Raw genomic sequence first — 22783 nt, 5'->3', positions numbered from 1 at the left:
TATTAAAATCTTAAATCAACTCCAAATGTATATACCTGCATTACAGGGTAGAAACTATTTATCTTACTTTCAGGATCATATCCGTCATATGCATTGCATATCGTAAATAAATTCTGGCCACTTATGTAAAAACGAAGATTATCTATTTTTGTTTTATTAAGAAATTTCTTCGGAAGGGTATAGCCTACTGTGACATTTTTTAAACGCATATAAGCTCCACTTCTAACCCAAAAAGATGAAGGTATGTTGTTCATATTACTTCCACTACCATCAATTAACAATAAAGGAAATTCTGCATTTCTATTGTCTTCTGACCAAGCATTTAATTGATTGCGATAAATAGTTCTACCTACGTAAAAAGGTCTGGCCCCATTTCCTTCAAAATAAATGTCTTTTTTACCTACGCCTTGTAAAAATACAGAAAAGTCAAAATTATTCCATTCTGCACCTAAATTTAGACTGAAAGTATAGCGATCTTGCGGATCTCCAATTATAGTACGATCGTAATCATTTATTACTCCATCAGGTTTTCCATCAGGTCCGCTTATATCTTTATATTTAATAAAACCAGGTTTTACGTTTGTCTTATTTCCGCCATATACGGGTTGGTCAGGATTGTCTATTTCCGCTTGTGATTGGAAATATCCATCAGCAACATAACCATACCAAGAATAGATTGGATGTCCTTCTTGTGTTGTATTGTATGCGTTGATATATTCGTTTCCATATAGATCCGTTATCTCATTTTTTACATCGGATAACAATGCGGTTATACTATAATTTACTTTTCCAATGTTATCTCTCCAGTTGATTGCTAAATCCCATCCGTTATTTCTCATTTTACCTGCATTTTGCCAAGCAGAAGATAATCCTACGTACATTGGAGCAGGGAATGTTTGTAACAGATCTGTTATATTTCTGATATAATAGTCGAATGTTACATCCAATTTGGAATTAAGAGCAGTTACATCTAATCCGAAATTTGCTTGTGTTGATTTTTCCCATGTAATATTAGGATTAGACATACTTGATGCATAAACTCCTGTTGAGTACTCCTTATTAAACCAATAACCGGCACCAGAACTTAGTGTAGCAGCATAGGGATAATAAATAGGATTGTCATTTATTCTAATATCTTGATTTCCTAAAGTACCATAAGAAGCACGGAATTTTAAATTACTGATTTTATCTTTTAATGGTTCAAAAAAGGCTTCTTCTGATATTCTCCATCCGACAGAAGCAGCAGGGAAAAAACCCCATCTGTTATCTGCTGTAAAACGAGAAGAACCATCATAGCGACCAGTTAATTCAACCAAGTATTTATCTGCAAAAGTATAATTTATACGTGCGATGTATGACATCATTGCGAATTCAGATCTACCACCAGACGCTGTAGATGTTGAGGCTTCTCCATGATTTATTTGTTCATATCCGTCGTAGAAGAAGTTCTTACGTCCGGCACCCATACTTTTCGCTTTTACCTCTTCTGTCTGAAAACCTACAAATCCTTTGAAGTAATGTTTTTCATTGAATGTGTTTTCATAAGAAGCCTGAGCATTGAACTGATTGCTTATTTGTCGGTACCATGACTCACTTCTTGCATTTCCTGTAGTAGGATATGTCATGATATAGCTACCTGCTTCGTATGTGTCGTAAGTACTTAAAAAAGCATCCGTTTTATTTTCATATTTCCGAGAAGAATAGCTGCCTAATATTTCAAGACCTTTAAGAGGTGTTAATACTAATGTCCCTTTTACACTGAGGTCGTTGTGGTCATTTACTGTTGTACCTCCAGCTTTTGCTTGTGCTATAGGGTTAACACCATTTTGACCATTTCCCCATGTACCGTCTGAATTTATACCACCAAAAACGGGAGTGTAAGTTAAGCATTCGTTGATAATTGATACTGCTGTAGCGTTTGGTTGTGTTTCTACAGTTCTACGGATATTTAAATTAAGACCAGCTGATAACCAATCTGTAATTTTAGCATCAGTATTTGTTCTTATTGCTTTTCGGTTATAGTCGTTGTTTGGAATTAAACCATCTTCATAATTGTATGATGCATTTGCAAATGTTTTCACACGATCAGAACCTCCACTTACGCTTACGGAATGGTTATGAGTCAATGTTGTATTTTTAAACAACAGATCTTTCCAATTCGTGTCGAAGTTATGGATATTATCAGCACCTTCTCTTCTATACTGATCAATAAGAGTTTTATCATATTGAGGTCCCATATCCTGATTTGCACGAGCAGTATTTACAGCTTCCATATATTCAACGGCATTAACTGGATCTGGCATTTCTGTAGGAGTTCGGAAACCTACATATCCATTATATGAAACTTTAACACCTGAATTTTGAGCTCTTTTAGTTGTTATTAATATAACACCATTAGACGCTTTAGAACCATAAATAGCAGCAGATGCGGCATCTTTCAAAATAGAAATGGACTCAATAGCATTCATTTCAATAGAATTCATGTCTCCTTCAACGCCATCAACTAAAACAAGAGGAGATGCAGCAGAGTTTATAGAACCGGTACCACGAATCTGTATTGAAGCTGTAGCTCCGGGGGCACCAGATGCTTGGCTTACAACTACACCAGGAATCAAACCTTGCAATGCTTGTGATGAGTTGGCAACGTTTCGTTTTACGAGTTGTTCGCTTGAAACGCTTTGTACAGCTCCAGTCAAGTTTACTTTTTTCTGGGTTCCGTATCCTACAACCACGACTTCTTCGAGGTTTTCGGCATTTGACATCAGTGTGATGTCAAGAGATTTCTGTCCTTTAACAGAAATCTCTTGGGTTCTATATCCTATATAAGAGATTTCCAGGATACTATTATCAGAAGGAACCTGAATAGAGAATTCTCCATTAACATCAGTAATCGCACCTATAGTGGTACCTTTTACAATAACATTTGCACCGATAACAGCTTCCCCGTTGTCGTCAATGACTTTACCAGTGACTTTCTTTTCCTGGTTAACACTCGTCACAATTGGAATTTCTTCAGCAAAAATCGGTTGATAATTACCAATAGCCATTCCTGCAATTGCTAAACACAGAACCAACGGTTTTACCCTGTCGGTTTTTGTTTTTGAATTTTTAAAGTGGACTTTCATAATTAAATTTATTAATTAGACATAAATATAGATTAAGAGATTTAACAATTTAACAAAAGGCCTTTTTTAGGTCTGTAAATTTTATATTGGTGTGTGATATAAGTCTCTTTTTGTTATTTCATGTTTTTACATTTTTCCATGATTTGCCAACATTGGTACATCCCTCTTGGTACGTGGAAACATCCTTTCCATTTTCCGCCTTTTAATGGAAGAAGGACTTCTCCCTGACGGTTCAGATATCCATACCATTCCGGATATTCTTGGTCTTTAAAATGGTTCCATGCGTAATCTTGTACTTTTTCAAACCATTCTAAACATTCTTTGTTTCCGGTTAGAAGATAGCCTTTAGACATGCAGATCATAGTTTCAAGGTGTACCCACCATAGTTTCTGATCCCATTCCAATTGCTGCGTCGGATGTCCCAGACGATCCATGAAGTAGAAAATTCCTCCATACTTTTCATCCCATCCTTTTTTTACCATTTTCAATGATATTTCTACAGCCTTTTCAATTAAATCAGGACGGTTCAGACGAACGCCCAAATCTTGAATGAACCACATTGCCTCAATTGAATGTCCGGGATTTAATTGACGGCCTTCAAAAGAATCGGATAATTGGTTGTCTATAGTTACGTTTTCAACAACCAAGCCTATTTCCGGACGATAGAATACATCCATAACTTCATGGATACAAGCATCGATTGTGTGTTTCATGGTCTCTTTATCCAGCAAATGCTCAATTTCGAGAGACAGATTACACATAATCATCGGCAAAGCGAAGTTCTTCAAATCACGAGTTCCCGGAATCAGTTTGTTCCACTTACCTTTAGGATTATCCATCTTCGAAAGAATCTTTTCATAAGTGGTCTTTGCTATTTGTTCATATTCTTTATTGCCTGTTGCCAAACTTAATTGACCAAATGCCATCGCTGCGAAAGTGTAAGAGAATATATTATAAGGAGCGACAAGCGGTTTTCCGTCACGTGTTAAAGAAAAATACCAATTATAGTTTCCGTCGTGACCGTATTTTTTTAAGAATTCCCCTCCCTGAATTGCACAGTCCAACCATTCTTGTTTTTTTTCTACATTATTATAAAGGAAGGAGAACATCCATACTTCACGCCCTTGCAACCAAATAAATTTATCAGTGTCAAAAACGTTGCCTTCACGAGTTAAGCAAGTGAAGTAACCTCCATATTCATGATCTTGTGATTTTTCTAACCAAAAAGGAATTACATTATTAAGTAATTCACTTTTGTATTTTTCTGCCAGTTGTTTAAAATCCATTTTTAATCCTCCTTGTTCTTTATATCAACAATGTTGCTTTTTATTATAGATTATTTTCATTCCTTTTTGTTTCTGCAACAAATGTAAATAAAATAATTTAATAACAAATAGGCTAGAACAAGAAAAGATTAATAAATTATTGAATTATTTTTTACAACATATCAAGAACCTTTCCTCTGGAAAGGAAACAAGCGCCAATTAATCCGGCCCGCTCCCCTAATTTTGAAATTATTAAATTAGTATCTTGGTTAACTAGGTTTAAAGAATACTTACGAATGGCACTCTTGATTGGAAGGCGGATATAGTCTTGTGTCTGAGAGATAGGACCGCCTAAAATAACCAGTTCAGGATTAAATATATTGATTAATCCGGCAATCCATCGTCCGAGATTATGTCCTACATATTCTAAAATTTCAATAGCCAATATATCTTCTTTGAGTACGGCGTCTACAAAATCGTTTAATGTTATATCTCCGGTTTCTTTTATTTTATCGGATAGTATTGTTGTACTTCCCTGTGCATGGCGTTCTAACAATATTCTTTGGATAGCGTATCCGGAAGCTTCGGTTTCCAGGCATCCCTTTTTTCCGCATCGACAAATAATTTCATTGTCGAAGGCACTTATATGACCAAATTCTCCGGAAAATCCGGATTTTCCATAATATAATTTCCCGTCGGTAATGATTCCCGCGCCGAGTCCCCAATTTATATTAATGAATAATATATCTTTTTCACCTTTCACACTCCCTGCCATGTATTCCCCGTACATCATTGCTCTCGAATCATTCTCCAGATTTACGGGAATCTGGATGTAGTCTTCAATGATCTGAGAAAGTGGACGTTCGCTAAAATAAAAGAAACTATATGAATATCCGGATATAGAGTTAATGCGTCCGCTCATATTGACACCAACCTGTAAGATCTTGTTTCTTTCAATAGGCAAATTATTTATATATGTTTCTATAATAGAGCATAATTGTTCTAAAGCTTCGGGCGTATTTTCCAGAACATAGGGAACAGTCTCATTCTGATCAATAAGTTTACCATTGAAATCTATAGTGGCAAGTAAAACGCGTTTTCTTTGTACATCTACACCTACAAAGTAACCGGATTCCGGGTTTAGTCCATATATATTAGGCTTCCGTCCTCCGTTTGTGTTTTGTTTTCCTGAATCAAGAATGTAGCCATCTTCCAGTAACTCCATGACTAGTTTGGTGACAGTCGGGACACTTAATTCCATTTCTTTTGCAATATCGGCAATTGAAGAATTGCAGGATATAATAAGGTATTGTATGATCCGTTTTTTCAAAGTTGCGTTTTTGGAGCTGCAGTCTGTAAAAGAAAAATTTGTAGCCATAATATAATTAATTTAGATCAAAGTTTTTGTATTCCTGTCCTATGTTGCCAAAGTTAGGATATTTTTCTTTCTTTTTAATATTTTCGAATATAATTTTATGGAAATAATATTTTCCTATGCAGGTATGGAAGCTTCTATAAAAAGGATATATCTTTTGCATAAAGAAGTCCCGTCTTAACACTTCAAAGGTCTGCTCTTTTGAAATGTTAAGACGGGACTTTTATGTTCAAAGGTTAGCTCTTTTGAAAATGAATCAAAGCTATTGTCTTTCAATTAACATATATTAGACTGTTCAACCATTCAGTATTAGTCATTAATAACTGATTATGAGTGACGAAAAACTGAAGGATCCGGTTGTAAATCCATCAGGGTACTGAATGATTGATCTTTCTGAATTAGTAAAGGGACTGTCTTCAACTTGTGTCAGACAGCCCCTTTATATAATTTAAATATGTGAGAAGTGATTATTTATATCTACCCGTATCCCACCATACTCTAACGTTTTGTCCGTCGCCTTTACCTTGGTTCAGGTTCGGATTTTTTGCATTTTCATTCATTGTTAACTCGTCATCAAGATAACGAAGTTTTTTGATAAATGTTCCTTGTGGAAGGATACTTAGTTCACTTTCTACAACCGGCGTAAAATCTGGATAACCTGTACGACGGAATTCTGACCATGCTTCAACACCATTTGGATATATACCGATCCATTTTTGAGTGATGATTTTTTTCAACTTTCCTTCAAAATCCAGACTTTCGTCCCATTTTACATTACCTCCATTGATATATGCATCATCATTGTCAGTTGTGTAAACCGTTGGATCTGCATTTTCTCTTGCTTCACTGAATGACGCACGGATACCTGCTTCATAGTTGGCTTTTGCATCACCGGCGCCAGCCCATCCGCGAATAGCAGCTTCTGCTTTCAAGAAACAAACTTCTGCATAATTAAAAATAATGAATGGCTTAGTTACTTGCGCATAATATGAATTAGGAGCGGGAACACCAGAGCCTTTAGGATTAGAATTCCAGTTACCGCAAGAGTTATATCCCCAAATACAAGAAATATTTGATGGGGTATAATCCGGGTATTGGTCGGCATTATTTATCATATTTGTAGGCAGACCATTAGGCAGACCTCTCCATCTTACATCAGAAGTTCCATTAACATATGCTTCTGTCTGACTGAAGTGTAAAGGCAAACGTGGGTCTTCTACACTACTTTCATACAGCATCTTGTCTATTATTGTTTTGCTGACACGGAATTCATTCCAGAAGCTGATAACCCAAAGAGAGTGGCCGTTGCTTCTTGTATCTTGCTTAATACCTGCAGTGTCGTCATTACTGTCTATCAAACTTTCCTTAAGCGCTTTTTCTCCTTCTAATTTTGCTTTTTCTGCATCAACAAAAGAGATACGCATAGCAAGGCGCAAACGGACAGAGTTTCCTAATTTGATCCATTTATCCAGATCACCACCATAGATGATATCCGATGTTCCGTAAGCGCTTTGTGTTGCATCATTCTTATTTGCTTTCAAGCTGGCAATAGCTTCATCCAGCTCTTTGAACAAATCATAATAGATGTCTTTCTGACTGTCGTAGGCAGGAGATAAAGTTCCCTGGCCTGCTTCAAAATAAGGAATGTCACCAAATACATCAGTAGTTCTTGAAGCAACCATTGCTCCTAAAATACGCATTACCTGATACATGTTGCTGTATTGAGGATTGGCTTCTAGCGAGTTCTTTACTGTATATAGGTTGTTAGCATAATACAAGTAAAAAGGTTTCCAGTATCCGTCTGTTACCCAACTGTCTCTCCATGCGTAACGATCCGTATTGAATGATGTTGTGGAGCAAGCAATGTATTGCGCATACTGATTTGCATGTAAGTTTTCACCTACCTGATATTCCCATGAACGACAATTGAAACCGTATTCTTCCATCTTCGGCAAAAGCAGAGCCGGACTTACAGCCACTGGTTGTTTGGGATTTACATTCATCTCCTCGAAGTTACCAGTACAACTTGTTAAAGCGCCAGTAACTAGGGCAAGGACTAATGTTATTTTTTGTTTGAACATTTTCATAATAAATCAGTGAAATTAGAATTTAACATTAAGTGTAAAACCAAATGAACGAGTTGAAGGTAATGCTGCATATTCAAATGCTTGTGCATAATCTTCACGAGAGAATGATGCTTCCGGAGTAACCGGTGCGTTTTTGAATATATAGAACAAATCACGACCTACGGCAGACAGTTTTACACTTTGGATAGGCAGATCTTTCAACCATGCTTTAGGTAATGTGTAACCGATTGATAATTCACGGAATTTCACATAAGAAGCGTCATACATAAATTCTTCAGCCACACCGTAAGCACCTCCGATAGCGGACCAGTAAGACTGGGCTGATACTGTTTTGGTATTTTCTTGTCCTGTGGATTCAACGATACCATTAACGACCATGCCCTCTTCACGGCCAGCTAAAGTGCGTTTTGATGCACCTGCTGAAGAAGCATACAAGTCTGTTGTTGATATCAAATCACCACCGCAGCGAACGTCAATCAATGCGTTTAATGATAAGTTCTTCCAACGTAAAGATGTGCTGAATGAACCTGTCCAATCAGGAGTCATGTTTCCTAATACTTTTTCAGATTCTGTAATAGGTAAACCATTATCACCTATTAAAACACGTCCGTTTGCATCACGTTTATAGCCTATACCTACGATATCACCATAACGGCCACCTTCATCAACAACAACTTTACCGATACGAGTTTCACCAATAACGAATCGTTTCAAATTAGGATCCAGTTCAACACATTCTGTACGGTTTAATCCCCAGTTTAAGGTAACATCCCATGTCCAATCTTTTGTTTGGATCGGAGTGCCGGTTAGAGATACTTCCAAACCGTAACTCTTCATTTTACCGGCATTGATTAATTTAGATGAATATCCTGAAGAAATAGGAACTTTAACTGTTAAAATCTGATTGATTGTATTTGCATTATAGTATGTGAAATCAAGTCCTAAACGTCCGTTGAACATACGATATTCGGTACCTACTTCATATGAGCGGGTATCTTCCGGTTTCAAATTTGTCAATGGGAATGTGGTAGATGCAGTAGCATTCAAAATGTCACCATTGGTCTTATCCAGAGTGTATACGCTTAATAATCTGTATGGATTGGTATCGTTACCAACTTTTGCAAATGATCCGCGAATCTTCCAATAAGTGATTTGTTCCGGCAATTTAATCATTTCTGACAAGATACCAGATAAGCTGACAGATGGATAGAAATAAGACCAGTTGTTGGATGGCAATGTGGAAGACCAGTCGTTACGAGCTGTTACATCTAAATAGATACGGCTCTTCCAACCGATAGTTGCGTTTCCTAAAATTGAGTTTACGCGTTTTTTTGAATATCCTTCAGATGTAGTTTGGTTGTTACCGTTGCCCAATGCTATCAAATGAGGAATACTGAAATAACCGGATGAACCACTTACATTATTCCATTTGAAACTTGTTGTAGCAGTTCCTAAATTAGCAATAACAGAGAAGTCTCCAAATTGTTTGTCAAAATTCAACATCAAATCGGCATTGAACTCTTGGTTGGTTGCCATTGTGTGAGAATAAGATGTTGAAGTGTAGGTTTGTGTATATGATCCGTAATTTCTGATTTGATCATGATACCAGTCAATACCAACACGTCCGGTAACTCTTAAATAATCAGTTATTTTACCTGTCAATTGGACTTTTCCGATAAGACGATTACGTTCATCTTGATTTCCATTCTCAGTCATTGTGTCGGTAAATGGATTTCTGAACTCATTACTTTGTCCGGTCCAGTTAACCGTGTATCCGTCTAGCCCTACAGGGTTTCTCAAATCAGATAAACGAATACCGCGTGGCAATGTAATTAACGATTTCATGATACCATATTCTCCTAATGCAGGACGGTTGTTACCTTTTTGGCGCATGAAGTTAATTTTTGCGTTAATGTCTAAATATTTACTTTTGAATTCACTACTTAAATCATAGTATTGTTTGTTCAAAGAATGATTAGGGGTAATACCCTGATTCCTTGAATCGGAGAAAGAAAATCGAGAGGTTAGGTTATCAGAACCTCCAGATGCAGTTAAAGTATTTGTGTAATTAACACCGGTACGATAAAATTCTTCAACGTAATTATCTTGAGGAAGGAAAGCGTACTGAGTGTCGTAGCGGCTGTCTTTGTAGATACCATTTGCGCCACGCCAGTTATCAATCATCTGCCCGGTCATTTTAGGACCCCAACTTTCTGTAGCACCTACAGTAAAAGTGCCACCTGAACCTTGCCCATAGATGTTTTGATATTCATAAGAGTCGTATGCTTTACTAAAATGGATATTTCCGTTATATTCTAATTGTAATTTTCCGGATTTTCCTTTTTTAGTTGTTACGATAATAACACCGTTTTGTGCACGAGAACCGTACATTGCAGCGGCGTTGGCACCTTTCAATACAGAAATGCTTTCGATGTCTTCAGGGTTAATTTCGGCAGCAGCGCCAGAGTAGTCAATACCACCCCATTGGCCGGCTTTGTCTGTTTGATTGTCGCTAATAGGCATACCATCGACAACCCATAATGGTTGGTTATTACCACTTAAAGATGTCGTACCACGTAATACAACACGGGTAGAACCTCCGACACCTGTTGCAGATTGGGAGATTTGTACACCTGCAACTTTACCTTGTAGCATGTTTGCTACACTTTCCGAACGAATTTCGGCCATGCTTTCAGTTTTGATTTCCTGCATAGCATAACCTAGCGCTTTCTTTTCGCGTCTAATACCTAAAGCAGTTACTACTACTTCGTCGAGTTCTTCAACTGTTGAAGACAAAACAACATTAATGTTGTTTTGATTGTTTACTGCTACATCAGCTGTTTTGTATCCGATAAAAGATACTTCGAGGATGGCGTTTGCCGGAACTTGTAATGAAAAGTTACCATCATAATCGGTGGTAGTACCTGCATTTGTTCCTTTCACTACAATGTTCGCTCCTGGGATGGTTTCTCCAGTTTTGTCTTTAACTGTTCCTTTTACAACAATTTCTTTCTGTTGTGAAATTGTGATTCCCTCTGAAGGAACAACGGCATCAGCATTAATTGTTCCAATGCCGGATAAAAGCCCGAGAATGATTGCTGTTTGAACGAGCTTTTTCCTTTGTCTGACATTTCTACTCATACAAGGTTATTTTTATAAAGTGGATAAATTGGCATACTTTGTAGTATGCTGTGATTTTTTTCCTTTTGTTGTTGACCAAATCTTTAGTTTTTGGCAACGGCATTCGTTAAATATTTTAATAAACGACGCAGCGAATATAAGATGTTTGGAAAATAAAAATGTGCTTTTTAATGTTAAATTTTTGTTTACGGGTGAATTTTTAACACTTTGTCGAAAAATGGAATTTTTATATGCTTGTTATTCAATGTGGTTTTCTATTTGATAAATGAGGAAGGTAAATTTATTTCCTGTTTGATGAATAAACATTATTTATCAAACAGGAGTAAAGTTTCTATTTGCAGGCTTTTAACCCTTTTATGATAGCAGGTGTAAAGCCGGATAGTTCCATTTCGTTTAATCCTTTAATGGTTATACCTCCGGGAGTAGTCACTTTGTCAATTTCTACTTCGGGGTTGCTTTTGTTTTTAAGTAATAAATCTACTGCCCCTTTTACTGTATATGCAACTATTTCTTGTGCCTGTTTTGGATAAAAACCTAATTCTACACCTCCTTCTATAGCTGCGCGAATATAACGAAAAGCAAAAGCAATACCACAGGAAGCTAGTGCTGTTCCGGCTGTCATTAATCGTTCTTCTATTAATAAAGTATTGCCAAGTTCATTAAAAATGTTAAGAATTACGTCTGTTTGTTCTTGGGAACTATTATATGCGGAAACGAATGTCATACTGCTACATATTTCTATAGCTGTATTTGGTATTGCCCGGAAAATGGCAGGATGAATCATTTTTTTAGAATCAGTTTCTTTTGCAAGAAATGTATTTAATTGTTCAAAAGTAATACCGGCTGCAACGGATACGATAATTTGTTTATTGTAATCTAACACCGGTTTTATTTCGTTTATAATCGTTTCAACTTTCCATGGCTTAACTGCAATAACTACAATGTCTCTGCCTTGAACAGATTCAATGTTATTATGGGACAGGATAAAATCTGGATTAGCCATTCGCATTCTAGTTAATGTTTCTTCCGAATGAGCCGTGCAAGTTATATCGGATGCTTTGAATACAGGGCTTTGGGCCAGACCGCGGGCAATAGCTCCTCCCATGTTTCCGGAGCCGATGATTGTTATTTTCATTTGTTAGTTATTTAATTAATAATCATGTTTTGTACAAATGTATATAAAATAAATCTATTACATTTGCAGGCAAATGACTAATTGCTAATTTAATAATTAATAATAAGAATATGAAGAGACTTATCGCCGCCAGTTTATTATTGGCATGTTCACTTACAACGGTGGGTGCGCAGGAAACACAGGGAGATTATGTTTTCACTCCGGTTAAAGAATTGAAAATTACTTCGGTTAAAAATCAAAATCGTACAGGAACATGCTGGTGTTTTTCTACGTTGGGATTCTTGGAGTCAGAATTGCTTCGTATGGGTAAAGGAGAATATGATTTATCCGAAATGTATATTGTAAACCATTCTTATAAAGATAAAGCAGATAAATATGTAAGACTTCACGGGAAACTGAACTTTGCGCAAGGTGGTTCTTTTTATGATGTTTTATACGCATGGAAAAACTATGGCGTTGTCCCGGAGGAAGTGATGACCGGTTTGCAATATGGTGAAGACATGCACGCTCATAGTGAAATGGAACAGGTTGCTACTGCATATTTAAGTACATTGATAAAGAATCCGAATGGAAAATTGTCTACAGCTTGGAAAAAAGGCTTTGATGGTATTATTGATGCTTATCTTGGTGAGCTTCCTGAAACATTTACTTATAAAGGAAAAGATTATACACCAATGAGTTTTGCTAAGGAGTTGGGTTTGAATCCTGATGATTATGTGTCATTGACTTCTTATACGCATCATCCGTTTTATACTACGTTTCCTATTGAAGTGGAAGATAACTGGCGTTGGTCTGATTCCTATAATTTACCTATTGATGAGTTAATGCAGGTTTTTGATAATGCAATTAATACCGGTTATACAATAGCATGGGGTTCGGATGTTAGTGAAAAAGGTTTTACCCGCAACGGTATAGCTGTTGTTCCCGACATAGAATCAATGGAACGTAGTGGCTCGGATCAAGATCATTGGTTAGGTTTAAGTAAAAAGGAAAAGGATGAAGAAATCAAAAAGATGCTGAATAAACCGTGCAAGGAGTTAGACATTACTCAGGATATGCGTCAAATTGCTTATGATAATTATCAGACAACAGACGATCATGGCATGCAGATTTATGGCATTGCCAAAGATCAAAACGGAAAGAAATTTTACATGGTTAAGAATTCTTGGGGAACAGATAATAATTATAAAGGAGTTTGGTATGCTTCGGAAGCATTTGTGAAATATAAAACAATGAATATCATTGTTCATAAAGATGCCATTCCTAATGCTATAAAAGCGAAGTTAGGTATTAAATAAACAAGCTTATATAAACATGAAAAGAGGCCTTCTCTCTATGTAGAGAAGTGCCTCTTTTCTATATATACAAAGATGTGCTGCTTTAAATTATTGTACTTCTGTTAGTACATAACTAATATCACCGCTTAACGGTTGAAGTTCTTCATCAAGCAAAACAAGAGTGTTTCCATCTACTAAAAAGTAAATTATATCACTGCCGTCACTCGGGATAAGAGCATAAACAGTTGCGTTGGCATCTTTAGGAGTGCCTTTCTTTACTTCTCGTTTACCTGTCGATGTATATGTTTTGTTTTGTCCGTTATCTTCCTGTAAATAAATCGCGTCCATTTCATATACGCCATTGTTGGTGTCATCTTGTTGATAATACATTGTCAGGTCGTAATCAACTTCCGGAGCGGCTTTGGCAGTACTGCTTTTGGCATCGCTTTTAGCGGCTTTAACTTTACCTTTGTACTTCTTTTGTATTACAGCTCCTTTTTTCGGATCAGTTTTTAAAGAGTCACGCATATTGATCGGTTTCGCTGTTTTTTCTTTCATAGAAGGAATAATCGGAGCTGCCTCTACAGGCACAGCCTCAGCTACGGTTATGCTTTCTTCCTCTACTTCTACAGGAACATTCTTTTGGGATTGTTTTCCACTACAAGCAGCCAAAAGTCCCAAGGCTGCAATTGCGATAAAATACTTTTTCATTTTGTTTGTGTTTTTATTAGTGACGTTTGGGGATATAACAAATGTTCCCCTATATTTTGTTTTACAGAGAAATAAATTTAACTATTATGCAAAAAGCCGCCTCCTGAAAATTCAGGAAGCGGCTCAATAATATAAATTAAGAACGAATTAAGCTTTTAGTACTTTTTTGAAGCGTTTCATAAAATCTGCAGCCTCATCCATGCTAAGGCAGAGAGGTGGGAGCAAACGGATTGTATTTGTTCCCGCTACACCTGTAAATACTTTTTCTTCAAATAACAGTTTACCGCGGACTTCTTTGATAGATTCTTCGAATTCGATACCAATCATTAATCCGCGTCCGCGAACTTCTTTGATTCCGGGTAACATATGCAGTTCACTTAATAGATAAGCTCCAACTTTAGCCGCGTTATCAATTAACTTTTCATCTTCCATGATATCCAATACGGCAATAGCTGCCGCGCAAGCTAAATGGTTACCACCGAATGTTGTTCCTAACATTCCGTAAACGGGTTTAAACATAGGGCTTATAATCAATCCACTCATTGGAAAACCGTTTCCGATACCTTTTGCTACAGTGATTAAATCCGGTTTAATACCGGCATATTGATGGGCGAAAAACTTCCCGCTACGTCCGTAACCGGATTGTATTTCGTCTAAGATAAGACATGCTTCGTATTTGGTACATAATGTACGTAAATCCTGCATGAATTTATCATTAGGCAGTTGAATGCCGCCTACACCCTGGATTCCCTCAATAATTACAGATGAGACGTCTCCTTTTTCCAGTTCGGCTTTTACTGCTTCAATGTCGTTGAGTGGAAGATAAGTCACAGCTAAATCTTCATTTACCGGAGCAATTATTTTGGGGTTATCAGTTACCCGGACAGCAGCAGATGTCCGTCCGTGAAAAGCATGTTTGAATGCTAATACACGCTTCTTTCCATTGTGGAAAGAAGCCAGTTTTAAAGCATTCTCATTTGCTTCTGCTCCCGAGTTTATCAAGAATAACGAATAATCTTCATATCCACAGGCTTTGCCTAATTTGTCGGCAAGTTTTTGCTGTAAACTGTTGATTACGGAGTTTGAATAGAATCCCAGTTTGTTTACTTGTTCCGTAATAGCTTTTACATACGCCGGGTGACTGTGCCCAACTGATATAACGGCATGCCCACCATACAGGTCAAGATATTCATTCCCTTCTGTATCCCATACGTGGCATCCTTTGCCTTTCGTTATCTCTATGTTGAATAATGGATATACGTCAAATAAGTTCATAATAAATAATGTGTTAATGAAACAATCAGCGAATACGCTAATGAAGATTTCAAATTATTAAAATGCCGAAGGCTTCAGATGCAAACCTACAGTTTCTTCTAGTCCGAACAGCAAGTTCATATTATGAACAGCCTGTCCGCTGGCTCCTTTTAGTAAGTTATCTATCATAGAAACAATAAGCAGCTTTTCTTCGTGCTTCTGCAAATAGATAAGGCATTTGTTTGTATTGACTACCTGTTTCAAATCCGGATTCTTGTCTGTCAGAAAGGTGAACGAATGGTCGTCATAATACTCTTCATAAATGCGTCTGATTTCATCCAGCTCAATCTTGCAATCCATATATGTGGTAGCAAATATTCCGCGGGAGAAATTACCTCGTACCGGAATAAAGTTAATTGAACTGTTGAAGCTGTTTTGCAATTGTCTTAAACTTTGTCCTATTTCAGCCAGATGCTGATGGGTGAAAGGTTTATAAATAGATATATTATCGTTACGCCAGCTAAAATGAGACGTTGCCGAAGGTTTTACGCCAGCTCCTGTAGAACCTGTGATCGCATTTACATGTAACTCGGAATTCAACATTAAGTGTTTAGCTAACGGCAGTATTCCTAATTGGATACAGGTGGCAAAACAACCGGGATTTGCAATATGCTTTGCATTACAGATACGGCGGCGATTCAGCTCCGGCAATCCATACACGAAATCGTGTTCATCACTTTCGATGCGATAATCCATGCTGAGATCTATAATTTTTACACTTTCCGGCACAGTGTGGCTTTCCATAAACTTCTTTGTGTCTCCATGGGCAGTACAGAAGAAAAGAAGGTCGATGCTGTCTAACGGAAGTTCACCGGTAAAGCGCATGTTCGTTTCACCGTAAAGACCGCTGTGTACGTCGGTAATCAGGTTTCCTGCGTTACTGGTACTGTTTACAAATACAATCTCGGCGTCAGGATGGTTAATAAGCAGACGAATTAATTCACCTGCCGTATAACCTGCTCCACCTATAATTCCAATTTTAATCATAAATAATATCTGAATTTGCTGATATGCTAATGTAAATACTAATATTGTCTTTTATTGGCATATTAGCACATTTGCATATTGGATAATTATTAAATCTCTTCGTCTTTGTGGTTTGTATAATAAACACGCAAAGGAGTAGATGTTACCTTGATGAAACCTTTTGCATCTTCGGCTGTCCAACCTTTTTGCATTTCTCCATATTCGCCAAATTTGGTTTTTACCAAATCATCGTCAGACTCGACACCAACAGTGGAGAATGATAACGGACGAAGCTCAAGAATAGCAGTTCCGTTCACATTACGCTGAGATTCCTGCAACATGGCTTCAATATCACGCATAACCGGTTCCAGATACTGGCTTTCATGCAAAAACATGCCGTACCAGTTTGCAACCTGATCTTTCCAATATTGTTGCCATTTGCTTAACGTATATTTCTCAAGGAAACGATGCGCTCCTATAATCAGCATTGGAGCAGCTGCTTCAAAACCAACACGCCCTTTGATGCCGATAATCGTGTCGCCCACATGCATATCGCGGCCTATTCCGTAAGCGGCACCAATTTCTTCTACTTTTTGAATTGCTTTGATTTTATCATCAAAAACTTCACCGTTTACAGCATAGATTTCTCCCTTCTTGAACTCGATGCGCAGTTGCTCACTACCTGTTTTTTCCACCTGTTTCAGATAAGCGCTTTCCGGTAATCCTTGTGCGGAATCCAGAATTTCTCCACCACAAATGGAAGTGCCCCATAATCCAACGTTGTATGAGTATTTCAATTTAGTGAAGTCTGCTTCAAAGCCATGTTCTTTCAGATAGCTGATTTCGTAGTCGCGGCTTAATGCCATGTCACGGGTCAGAGTGATGATTTCTACATTTGGAGCTAACACAAGGAATGTCATATCGAAGCGAATCTGGTCATTTCCGGCACCTGTTGATCCGTGGGCAATAGCGTCTGCGCCAATTTCGTTTGCATAGCGCGCGATTGCCAAAGCCTGGAAAATACGTTCCGAGCTAACGGAAATAGGATATGTCCCGTTACGCAGAACATTTCCGAATACCATATATTTCAAGCTTTTTTCGTAGTATTCCTTTGTTACGTCAATTGTTACGTATTTTGTAGCTCCCAGTTTATAAGCATTTTCTTCATTTTGCTTTAGTTGTTCGTCACTGAAACCACCTGTGTTGGCACAAGCGGCATATACCTCGTAACCTTTTTCCTTAGCCAGATACATTACAGTGAAAGAGGTATCAAGACCGCCACTAAATGCTACTACTACTTTCTTCTTCATCTTCTTATCTTGTTTTATTATTATTTCTTATGTTCTGAATCATCTTTATGCTGCTCCGGATCGTAAAGCATGGCTGTACAAATACAGAATTTCCGGTTCTTTTCCACCAATATGTGATGGTTGATGCAACCTTCGCATCCATGCCAGAAAGCTTCGTCGTCGGTCAGTTCGTTAAAAGTAACCGGAACATAGCCAAGCGCTGTATTCATTTTCATAACAGCTGCACCGGAGGTTAAACTGAATATTTTTGCTTTCGGCCATCGTAAACGTGCTAGTGCAAAGGAAGCGTCTTTAATGCGTTTTGCCAAACCTAAACCTCGAAATTTTTCTACAACGATAAGTCCCGAAGTGGCCACGTATTGCTTGTTACCCCATGATTCAATATAGCTGAAACCTGCAAATTCATCTCCTGCAAGTGCAATTATAGCTTTACCTTCCTTCATCTTTTGTGCTACATATTCGTGTGTACGCTTGGCAATTCCGGTTCCGCGAACTTTAGCAGCAGCTTCAATTGTTTCGAGGATGGTATCTACATATACTTCGTGTGAAGCATCAGCTACCATAACGTCAATTTCTGTTTCTTGTTCCATTGTATTTGTTTGTTCTTAATCTTCTTAATTCAAGTTTTGCCTATACATTAATATATTATATAAAATTCGATAAAGCCTTTACGATCCTGTCGCGGCTGATGCCTTCACGTGGAATAATCAGTATCGTATCATCTCCGGCAATAGTACCAAGTATTTCACGGGGAGCATGCGTGTCGATATCCGAAGCTATTCCCATTGCATAACCCGGACGCGTTTTTACAACGGCCAGATTGCCTGAGAACTCAATATTCGGATGACTTGCTCCCTGTCCTTGTTCAGATTGCATAAATACCGCATAGTTGGGTAAACGATATACATAGTTCCCGTCTCCGTCGTGTACCTTCACCACTTTCAGTTGCTTAATGTCGCGTGAAAGCGTTGCTTGGGTAGTAGAAAAACCGCTAGCAGTTAATGCTTTAAGCAGTTCTTCCTGATTACCTATAGCTTCCGTTTCTATAATGCGGCAGATAGCGTCCAATCGTTCTTTTTTAGTACTCATATTGTATATTTATGCAAACAGGTTGCAAATATAAAGAGTATAATTGAATAAATATACATTTGCGACTATTTATTTTGATATAATTTATTCATCGAGATGTTTTTTAAATTCATCCCGATGTTTTTTCTAAATCATCTCGATGAATTAAAAAAATGATCGGGATGATTTAAAATAAATCTAAACATCCGGATTGTTTGTTCTATCATTATAAAGTTGTATTATTTTTGCGTTTGAAAGAGAAAAATAGGAGTTATGAAAAAGATTGCATATTTATTAGGTGTATTGTTGATCCTTGCAAGTTGTTCCAGTGTTCCTTTAACCGGCCGTAAACAAGTACTGCTAGTATCGGATCAGGAAGTTTTGTCGTCAAGTCTGACACAATACAATGATTATATTAAGACGGCCAAGAAGTCAACGGATAAGGTAAAGAGTGACATGGTAATCCGCGTGGGTAAGAAAATAGCGGCAGCTACAGAAGCCTATTTAAAGGCAAACGGCATGGCGAATGAAGTGGGTAATTTTAATTGGGAGTTCAATCTGGTGAATGATCCTCAGGTGAATGCCTTCTGCATGCCCGGTGGGAAAATTGTTGTATATGAAGGATTGTTGCCTTTGGTATCTTCGGATGACGAGTTGGCTGTTGTTCTCGGGCACGAAGTAGCGCATGCCGTTGCAAAGCATAGTAATGAACGGATGAGCCAGCAATTGATGTCCCAGTATGGAGCAGCTCTTCTGAGTGTTGCTGTAAGTAATAAAAGCGCAGCTGTGCAGCAAGCGGCAAATACTGTTTATGGAGTAGGGGCTCAGTATGGAGTGATGCTTCCTTTTTCCCGCAAGCATGAATCGGAAGCGGATTATATGGGTTTGGTTTTTATGACGATGGCTGGCTATAATCCGGATGTAGCTGTTAATTTTTGGCAGAAAATGTCTGCAGGAAAAAATGGCTCAACACCGGAATTTATGAGCACTCATCCCAGTGATGCAACCCGTATTGCTAATATTCAGAAAGAATTGCCGGAGATAAAGGCAAAATATGGAAAGAAATAATCGCAGACCGTTTTTTGTTCCATTCGGAAGAAAATTTGATTTCTTTCGAGAGAAATTGGAATTTCTTCCGAATGGAACTTTTTTTCTATATTGTAATTCCCATTTTCTTCATTAGAAAACAAGCATTCATATTTTCGGCAATGCCTTCACGTAATTGATAAGAAAAAGACAATTCATCATCTTTTATGTCGGCTTCAAAACGATAGTTTTTTATCTGCTCCGGAAATTCATTTTCCAATGTTCCCAATACCAGGTCGTGCGTGGCAATGATGCCGCATGCTTTATATGATACAAGTTGTTTCATCAGGGCAATAGATCCTTTTTGTTTATCAATAGAATTGGTCCCTTTCAGTATTTCATCCAGTATAATGAATAGCTTTTCTCCTTGTTGCAGTCGGTCGATAATCATTTTTAGTCTTTTTAGTTCTGCAAAAAAATAGGATTCGTTGCTGACCAATGAATCGGAGGTACGCAGGCTGGTGACCATTTTTGCAGGATAGACAACCAGGGATTTAGCATAAGCCGGAGCTCCTACACATGCTAATAAATAATTGACGCCAATTGTTCTCAGATACGTACTTTTGCCGGCCATGTTTGCTCCGGTAATAATCAAGAACCAAGGGCTTCTTTCTATATCAATGTCATTTTTTACGCACACATTTCTGTTTAATAGAGGATGACCGAGTGCTTTGCCTTCCATACAAAAATAAGTATCGGCAATGTCCGGATAAATGTAATCCGGATGGTTGAAACTAAAATTACCTAATGAACAGAGTGCGTCGAAATGGGCTAACGCATTGATCCAGCGAGGCACGTCGTCTGCATGTTCCAATTTCCATTTTTCCAGTAAAATAGCATGTCGTGTGTCACGCAGGTAAAATAAATTGAGGATGATTCCGGCTGCACTGAAACGTTGATCCAAACCTCCTATATATAAGGAAAGTTGCTTTATAGCCTGTGACGCGGTCTTTTTCCCGGAGCTTAACTCGTTACTTATGGAAACAAGTTCTGCCGACTGGAATTGGTCACCTTCGATACTTTTCATTAATTCGGAGTACACGGAGAGTATTTTGTTCATCTTATCCACCGAATTATATAAATCGTTGACTTGTTTGCCTCTGAAATAGGCAATGAACAAACATATTATAAGGTAGATACCGGGGACAGAATAGCTCACCAAATTGAATGCGCAACCAATGATGATGAGTATCCATAACGCAGGAATAATCCATATGAGAACTTTCCACAAAAAACTATTGGCAAATATCGTTTCCTCATTTGTCAGAGACACAAGCATATTCAAATCGCTCTTGCTGCCTTTCTGTTGGATTCCGGTTACATAGAAATGCTGTCTTAATAAGGATTGTGGGGCAAGTTCTTTAACAGCCTCCTGACGTTTCAATATGCTGTCTTTATTGGTCAACGGGTTCATAAACCAATTGGCGAGCAATTCCCGTCCAAATAGGGTGACGGTCCTGTTGATGGATTGAAATAATGAACGCTGTCCGAATAAGTCAAGGTCCAAACTAAAGTCGTGTTCGCCAGCGCTTTTATCCTCTGCACCGTCAAAAGCGCTGAAATCATAATCCAATCCTTTTAATTCATCTGTATTTAATTGAATTAAAGACTCTGCATAAGTTTTGCGATTAAACAATTTGCTGTGATAAAGCATAAGGATGGCAAAAGGAACTGCATATAGAAATAGTATGCTTAAAATGAATAGCCAGCTATGTTCCCATAGAAGCCAAAGTGTTACAATGGCGCCAAGTGCTAATGCTAAACGGATGCTGCCGATAAGATGTATTTTTTTTCGTAGCCCGCTGACCTGTTTGGTATAGGCTTCTATATTTTCTTTATAATAGTTGTATATTTCTTCCATGTATGCAAAGATAGTGAACTAACTATAATTATTTTGGTTTCTATAAATAGAATGATGATGAAAAGACGATTATTCGTGCTATTTATGCCATATGTCTTCTGTTAGATTCATCTATATTTGTGCATGTTTTTAAAAATATTGGAAAAACAAAGACATGAAGAAAGTAGCAGGAGCATTGCTCCTTTTTATGATTTGTCAGATCACTTCGGCACAAATCTTGAGTAAAGTTGCTGTAGGAGAGGTCTATAATGCAGACAGTGTGCGAACTGAACTGGATAAGATGCCTTATTTTACGTTGTTTAAAGATAACTATTTTATTGGAGGAACAACAATAGGACATAAACCTACGGCTGCCAATTCGGATGTAAAATTCCAGTTAAGCATTTCGCAACGGCTGACAAAGAGTAAATTGCCATTTGATACATATTTGTTTTTGCAATACACTCAAAAGGCTTTTTGGAATGTTTTTCAGGAATCTTTGCCTATGAAGGATTTGAATTTTAATCCCGGGATTGGGCTTGGTCATCTTATAATCCATAAAAATAAGTATATAGGGAAAGGATATTTGATGCTGGAACACGAATCGAATGGAAAGGATAGTACGGCTTCACGTAGTTGGAATAAAGTAACGTTTGCGGCCGCTATTGTTCTAAATAAAAATTGGGAGGCACAGTTCAGTACTTGGATTCCTATTGTGGATGGGAAAAATAATAAGGACTTATTGAAGTATAAAGGTATTTTTCAGGTGGCAGCCAATTATCGTACGGACAACAAACGTTTTAATTGTGGTATCGTGTTGATGAAACGCAAAACATGGCTTAGTTTTAATACGCAAGTAGAGCTGAGCTATAAATTCAATAATAATGAAAACCAATATTTATTCCTGCAATATTATAATGGATATGGTGAAGGGTTGTTGGATTATAATAAATTCCACAGTATGTTACGCGTAGGCATTGTTATCAAACCTCAGAATTTTAGTATCTATTAGTTGAAATTCATTTTAAAGTATATTTGTGAAAATAGAAAAGAGTAATATTAAAGCACAGAAGATGAATTGTT

16 protein-coding genes are annotated in these 22783 nt (G+C 37.5%); 3 read left to right on the top strand and 13 right to left on the bottom strand.

Annotation, left to right across the window (positions count from 1 at the left end):
* Positions 1-2: 2 nt before the first annotated feature.
* The 6 genes from C1721_RS01890 to proC all read right to left on the bottom strand — a co-directional run bounded on the left by C1721_RS01890 (position 3) and on the right by proC (position 12128).
* On the bottom strand, positions 3-3125 hold the full coding sequence (locus C1721_RS01890; protein ID WP_102406654.1) for a SusC/RagA family TonB-linked outer membrane protein: 3123 nt from the start codon (positions 3123-3125) through the stop codon (positions 3-5).
* 113 nt (positions 3126-3238) lie between these two features.
* Positions 3239-4411, bottom strand: coding sequence for a n-acyl-d-glucosamine 2-epimerase (locus tag C1721_RS01885; protein WP_102406652.1), 1173 nt, complete (start codon positions 4409-4411; stop codon positions 3239-3241).
* A gap of 151 nt (positions 4412-4562) precedes the next feature.
* Positions 4563-5768, bottom strand: coding sequence for an ROK family transcriptional regulator (locus C1721_RS01880; RefSeq protein WP_102406650.1), 1206 nt, complete (start codon positions 5766-5768; stop codon positions 4563-4565).
* Positions 5769-6232: 464 nt separating this feature from the next.
* On the bottom strand, positions 6233-7768 hold the full coding sequence (locus C1721_RS01875; RefSeq protein WP_234347253.1) for a SusD/RagB family nutrient-binding outer membrane lipoprotein: 1536 nt from the start codon (positions 7766-7768) through the stop codon (positions 6233-6235).
* A 99-nt stretch (positions 7769-7867) separates the two neighbouring features.
* Positions 7868-10993, bottom strand: a complete 3126-nt coding sequence (locus tag C1721_RS01870; protein ID WP_102406644.1) for a SusC/RagA family TonB-linked outer membrane protein — start codon at positions 10991-10993, stop codon at positions 7868-7870.
* 331 nt (positions 10994-11324) lie between these two features.
* Entirely contained in the window at positions 11325-12128 is an 804-nt protein-coding gene (gene proC / locus C1721_RS01865; RefSeq protein ID WP_102406642.1) for a pyrroline-5-carboxylate reductase, read from the bottom strand.
* Positions 12129-12238: 110 nt separating this feature from the next.
* Here proC and C1721_RS01860 point away from each other — a divergent pair, with 110 nt between their 5' ends.
* Positions 12239-13426, top strand: a complete 1188-nt coding sequence (locus tag C1721_RS01860) for a C1 family peptidase (RefSeq protein WP_102406639.1) — start codon at positions 12239-12241, stop codon at positions 13424-13426.
* 87 nt (positions 13427-13513) lie between these two features.
* On the opposite strand, the gene C1721_RS01855 is transcribed toward C1721_RS01860, so the two are convergent.
* From C1721_RS01855 to C1721_RS01830, 6 genes are all read right to left on the bottom strand, one after another.
* Positions 13514-14116 (bottom strand): copper resistance protein NlpE N-terminal domain-containing protein, encoded by a 603-nt coding sequence (locus C1721_RS01855; protein WP_102406637.1) that lies wholly within the window; start codon positions 14114-14116, stop codon positions 13514-13516.
* Positions 14117-14263: 147 nt separating this feature from the next.
* Complete coding sequence (locus tag C1721_RS01850) at positions 14264-15391, bottom strand: aspartate aminotransferase family protein (protein ID WP_102406634.1); 1128 nt, start codon at positions 15389-15391, stop codon at positions 14264-14266.
* Between the two features lie 57 nt (positions 15392-15448).
* The gene (gene argC, locus C1721_RS01845; RefSeq protein ID WP_102406632.1) at positions 15449-16417 is read right to left on the bottom strand and encodes an N-acetyl-gamma-glutamyl-phosphate reductase; all 969 of its coding nucleotides are present in this window, start codon (positions 16415-16417) and stop codon (positions 15449-15451) included.
* A gap of 89 nt (positions 16418-16506) precedes the next feature.
* The gene (locus C1721_RS01840) at positions 16507-17706 is read right to left on the bottom strand and encodes an argininosuccinate synthase (RefSeq protein ID WP_102406630.1); all 1200 of its coding nucleotides are present in this window, start codon (positions 17704-17706) and stop codon (positions 16507-16509) included.
* Between the two features lie 20 nt (positions 17707-17726).
* On the bottom strand, positions 17727-18296 hold the full coding sequence (locus C1721_RS01835) for a GNAT family N-acetyltransferase (protein WP_102406628.1): 570 nt from the start codon (positions 18294-18296) through the stop codon (positions 17727-17729).
* Positions 18297-18351: 55 nt separating this feature from the next.
* Positions 18352-18795, bottom strand: coding sequence for an arginine repressor (locus C1721_RS01830; protein ID WP_102406626.1), 444 nt, complete (start codon positions 18793-18795; stop codon positions 18352-18354).
* A gap of 252 nt (positions 18796-19047) precedes the next feature.
* On the opposite strand from C1721_RS01830, the gene C1721_RS01825 reads away from it, so the two are divergent.
* A complete protein-coding gene (locus C1721_RS01825; protein ID WP_102406624.1) occupies positions 19048-19842 on the top strand; it encodes a M48 family metallopeptidase in 795 nt (264 codons plus the stop codon).
* An 85-nt stretch (positions 19843-19927) separates the two neighbouring features.
* Here the strand turns inward: C1721_RS01825 and C1721_RS01820 are convergent, their stop codons facing one another.
* Complete coding sequence (locus C1721_RS01820) at positions 19928-21721, bottom strand: MutS family DNA mismatch repair protein (RefSeq protein ID WP_102406621.1); 1794 nt, start codon at positions 21719-21721, stop codon at positions 19928-19930.
* Between the two features lie 187 nt (positions 21722-21908).
* On the opposite strand from C1721_RS01820, the gene C1721_RS01815 reads away from it, so the two are divergent.
* Positions 21909-22712, top strand: coding sequence for a phospholipase A (locus tag C1721_RS01815; protein WP_420872727.1), 804 nt, complete (start codon positions 21909-21911; stop codon positions 22710-22712).
* Positions 22713-22783 lie beyond the last annotated feature (71 nt).

The organism is Parabacteroides bouchesdurhonensis (assembly GCF_900186615.1).
Classification (GTDB): domain Bacteria; phylum Bacteroidota; class Bacteroidia; order Bacteroidales; family Tannerellaceae; genus Parabacteroides; species Parabacteroides bouchesdurhonensis.
The sequence above is the reverse complement of the archived record's forward strand: the minus strand, read 5'-3'. Positions and strand labels throughout refer to the sequence as shown.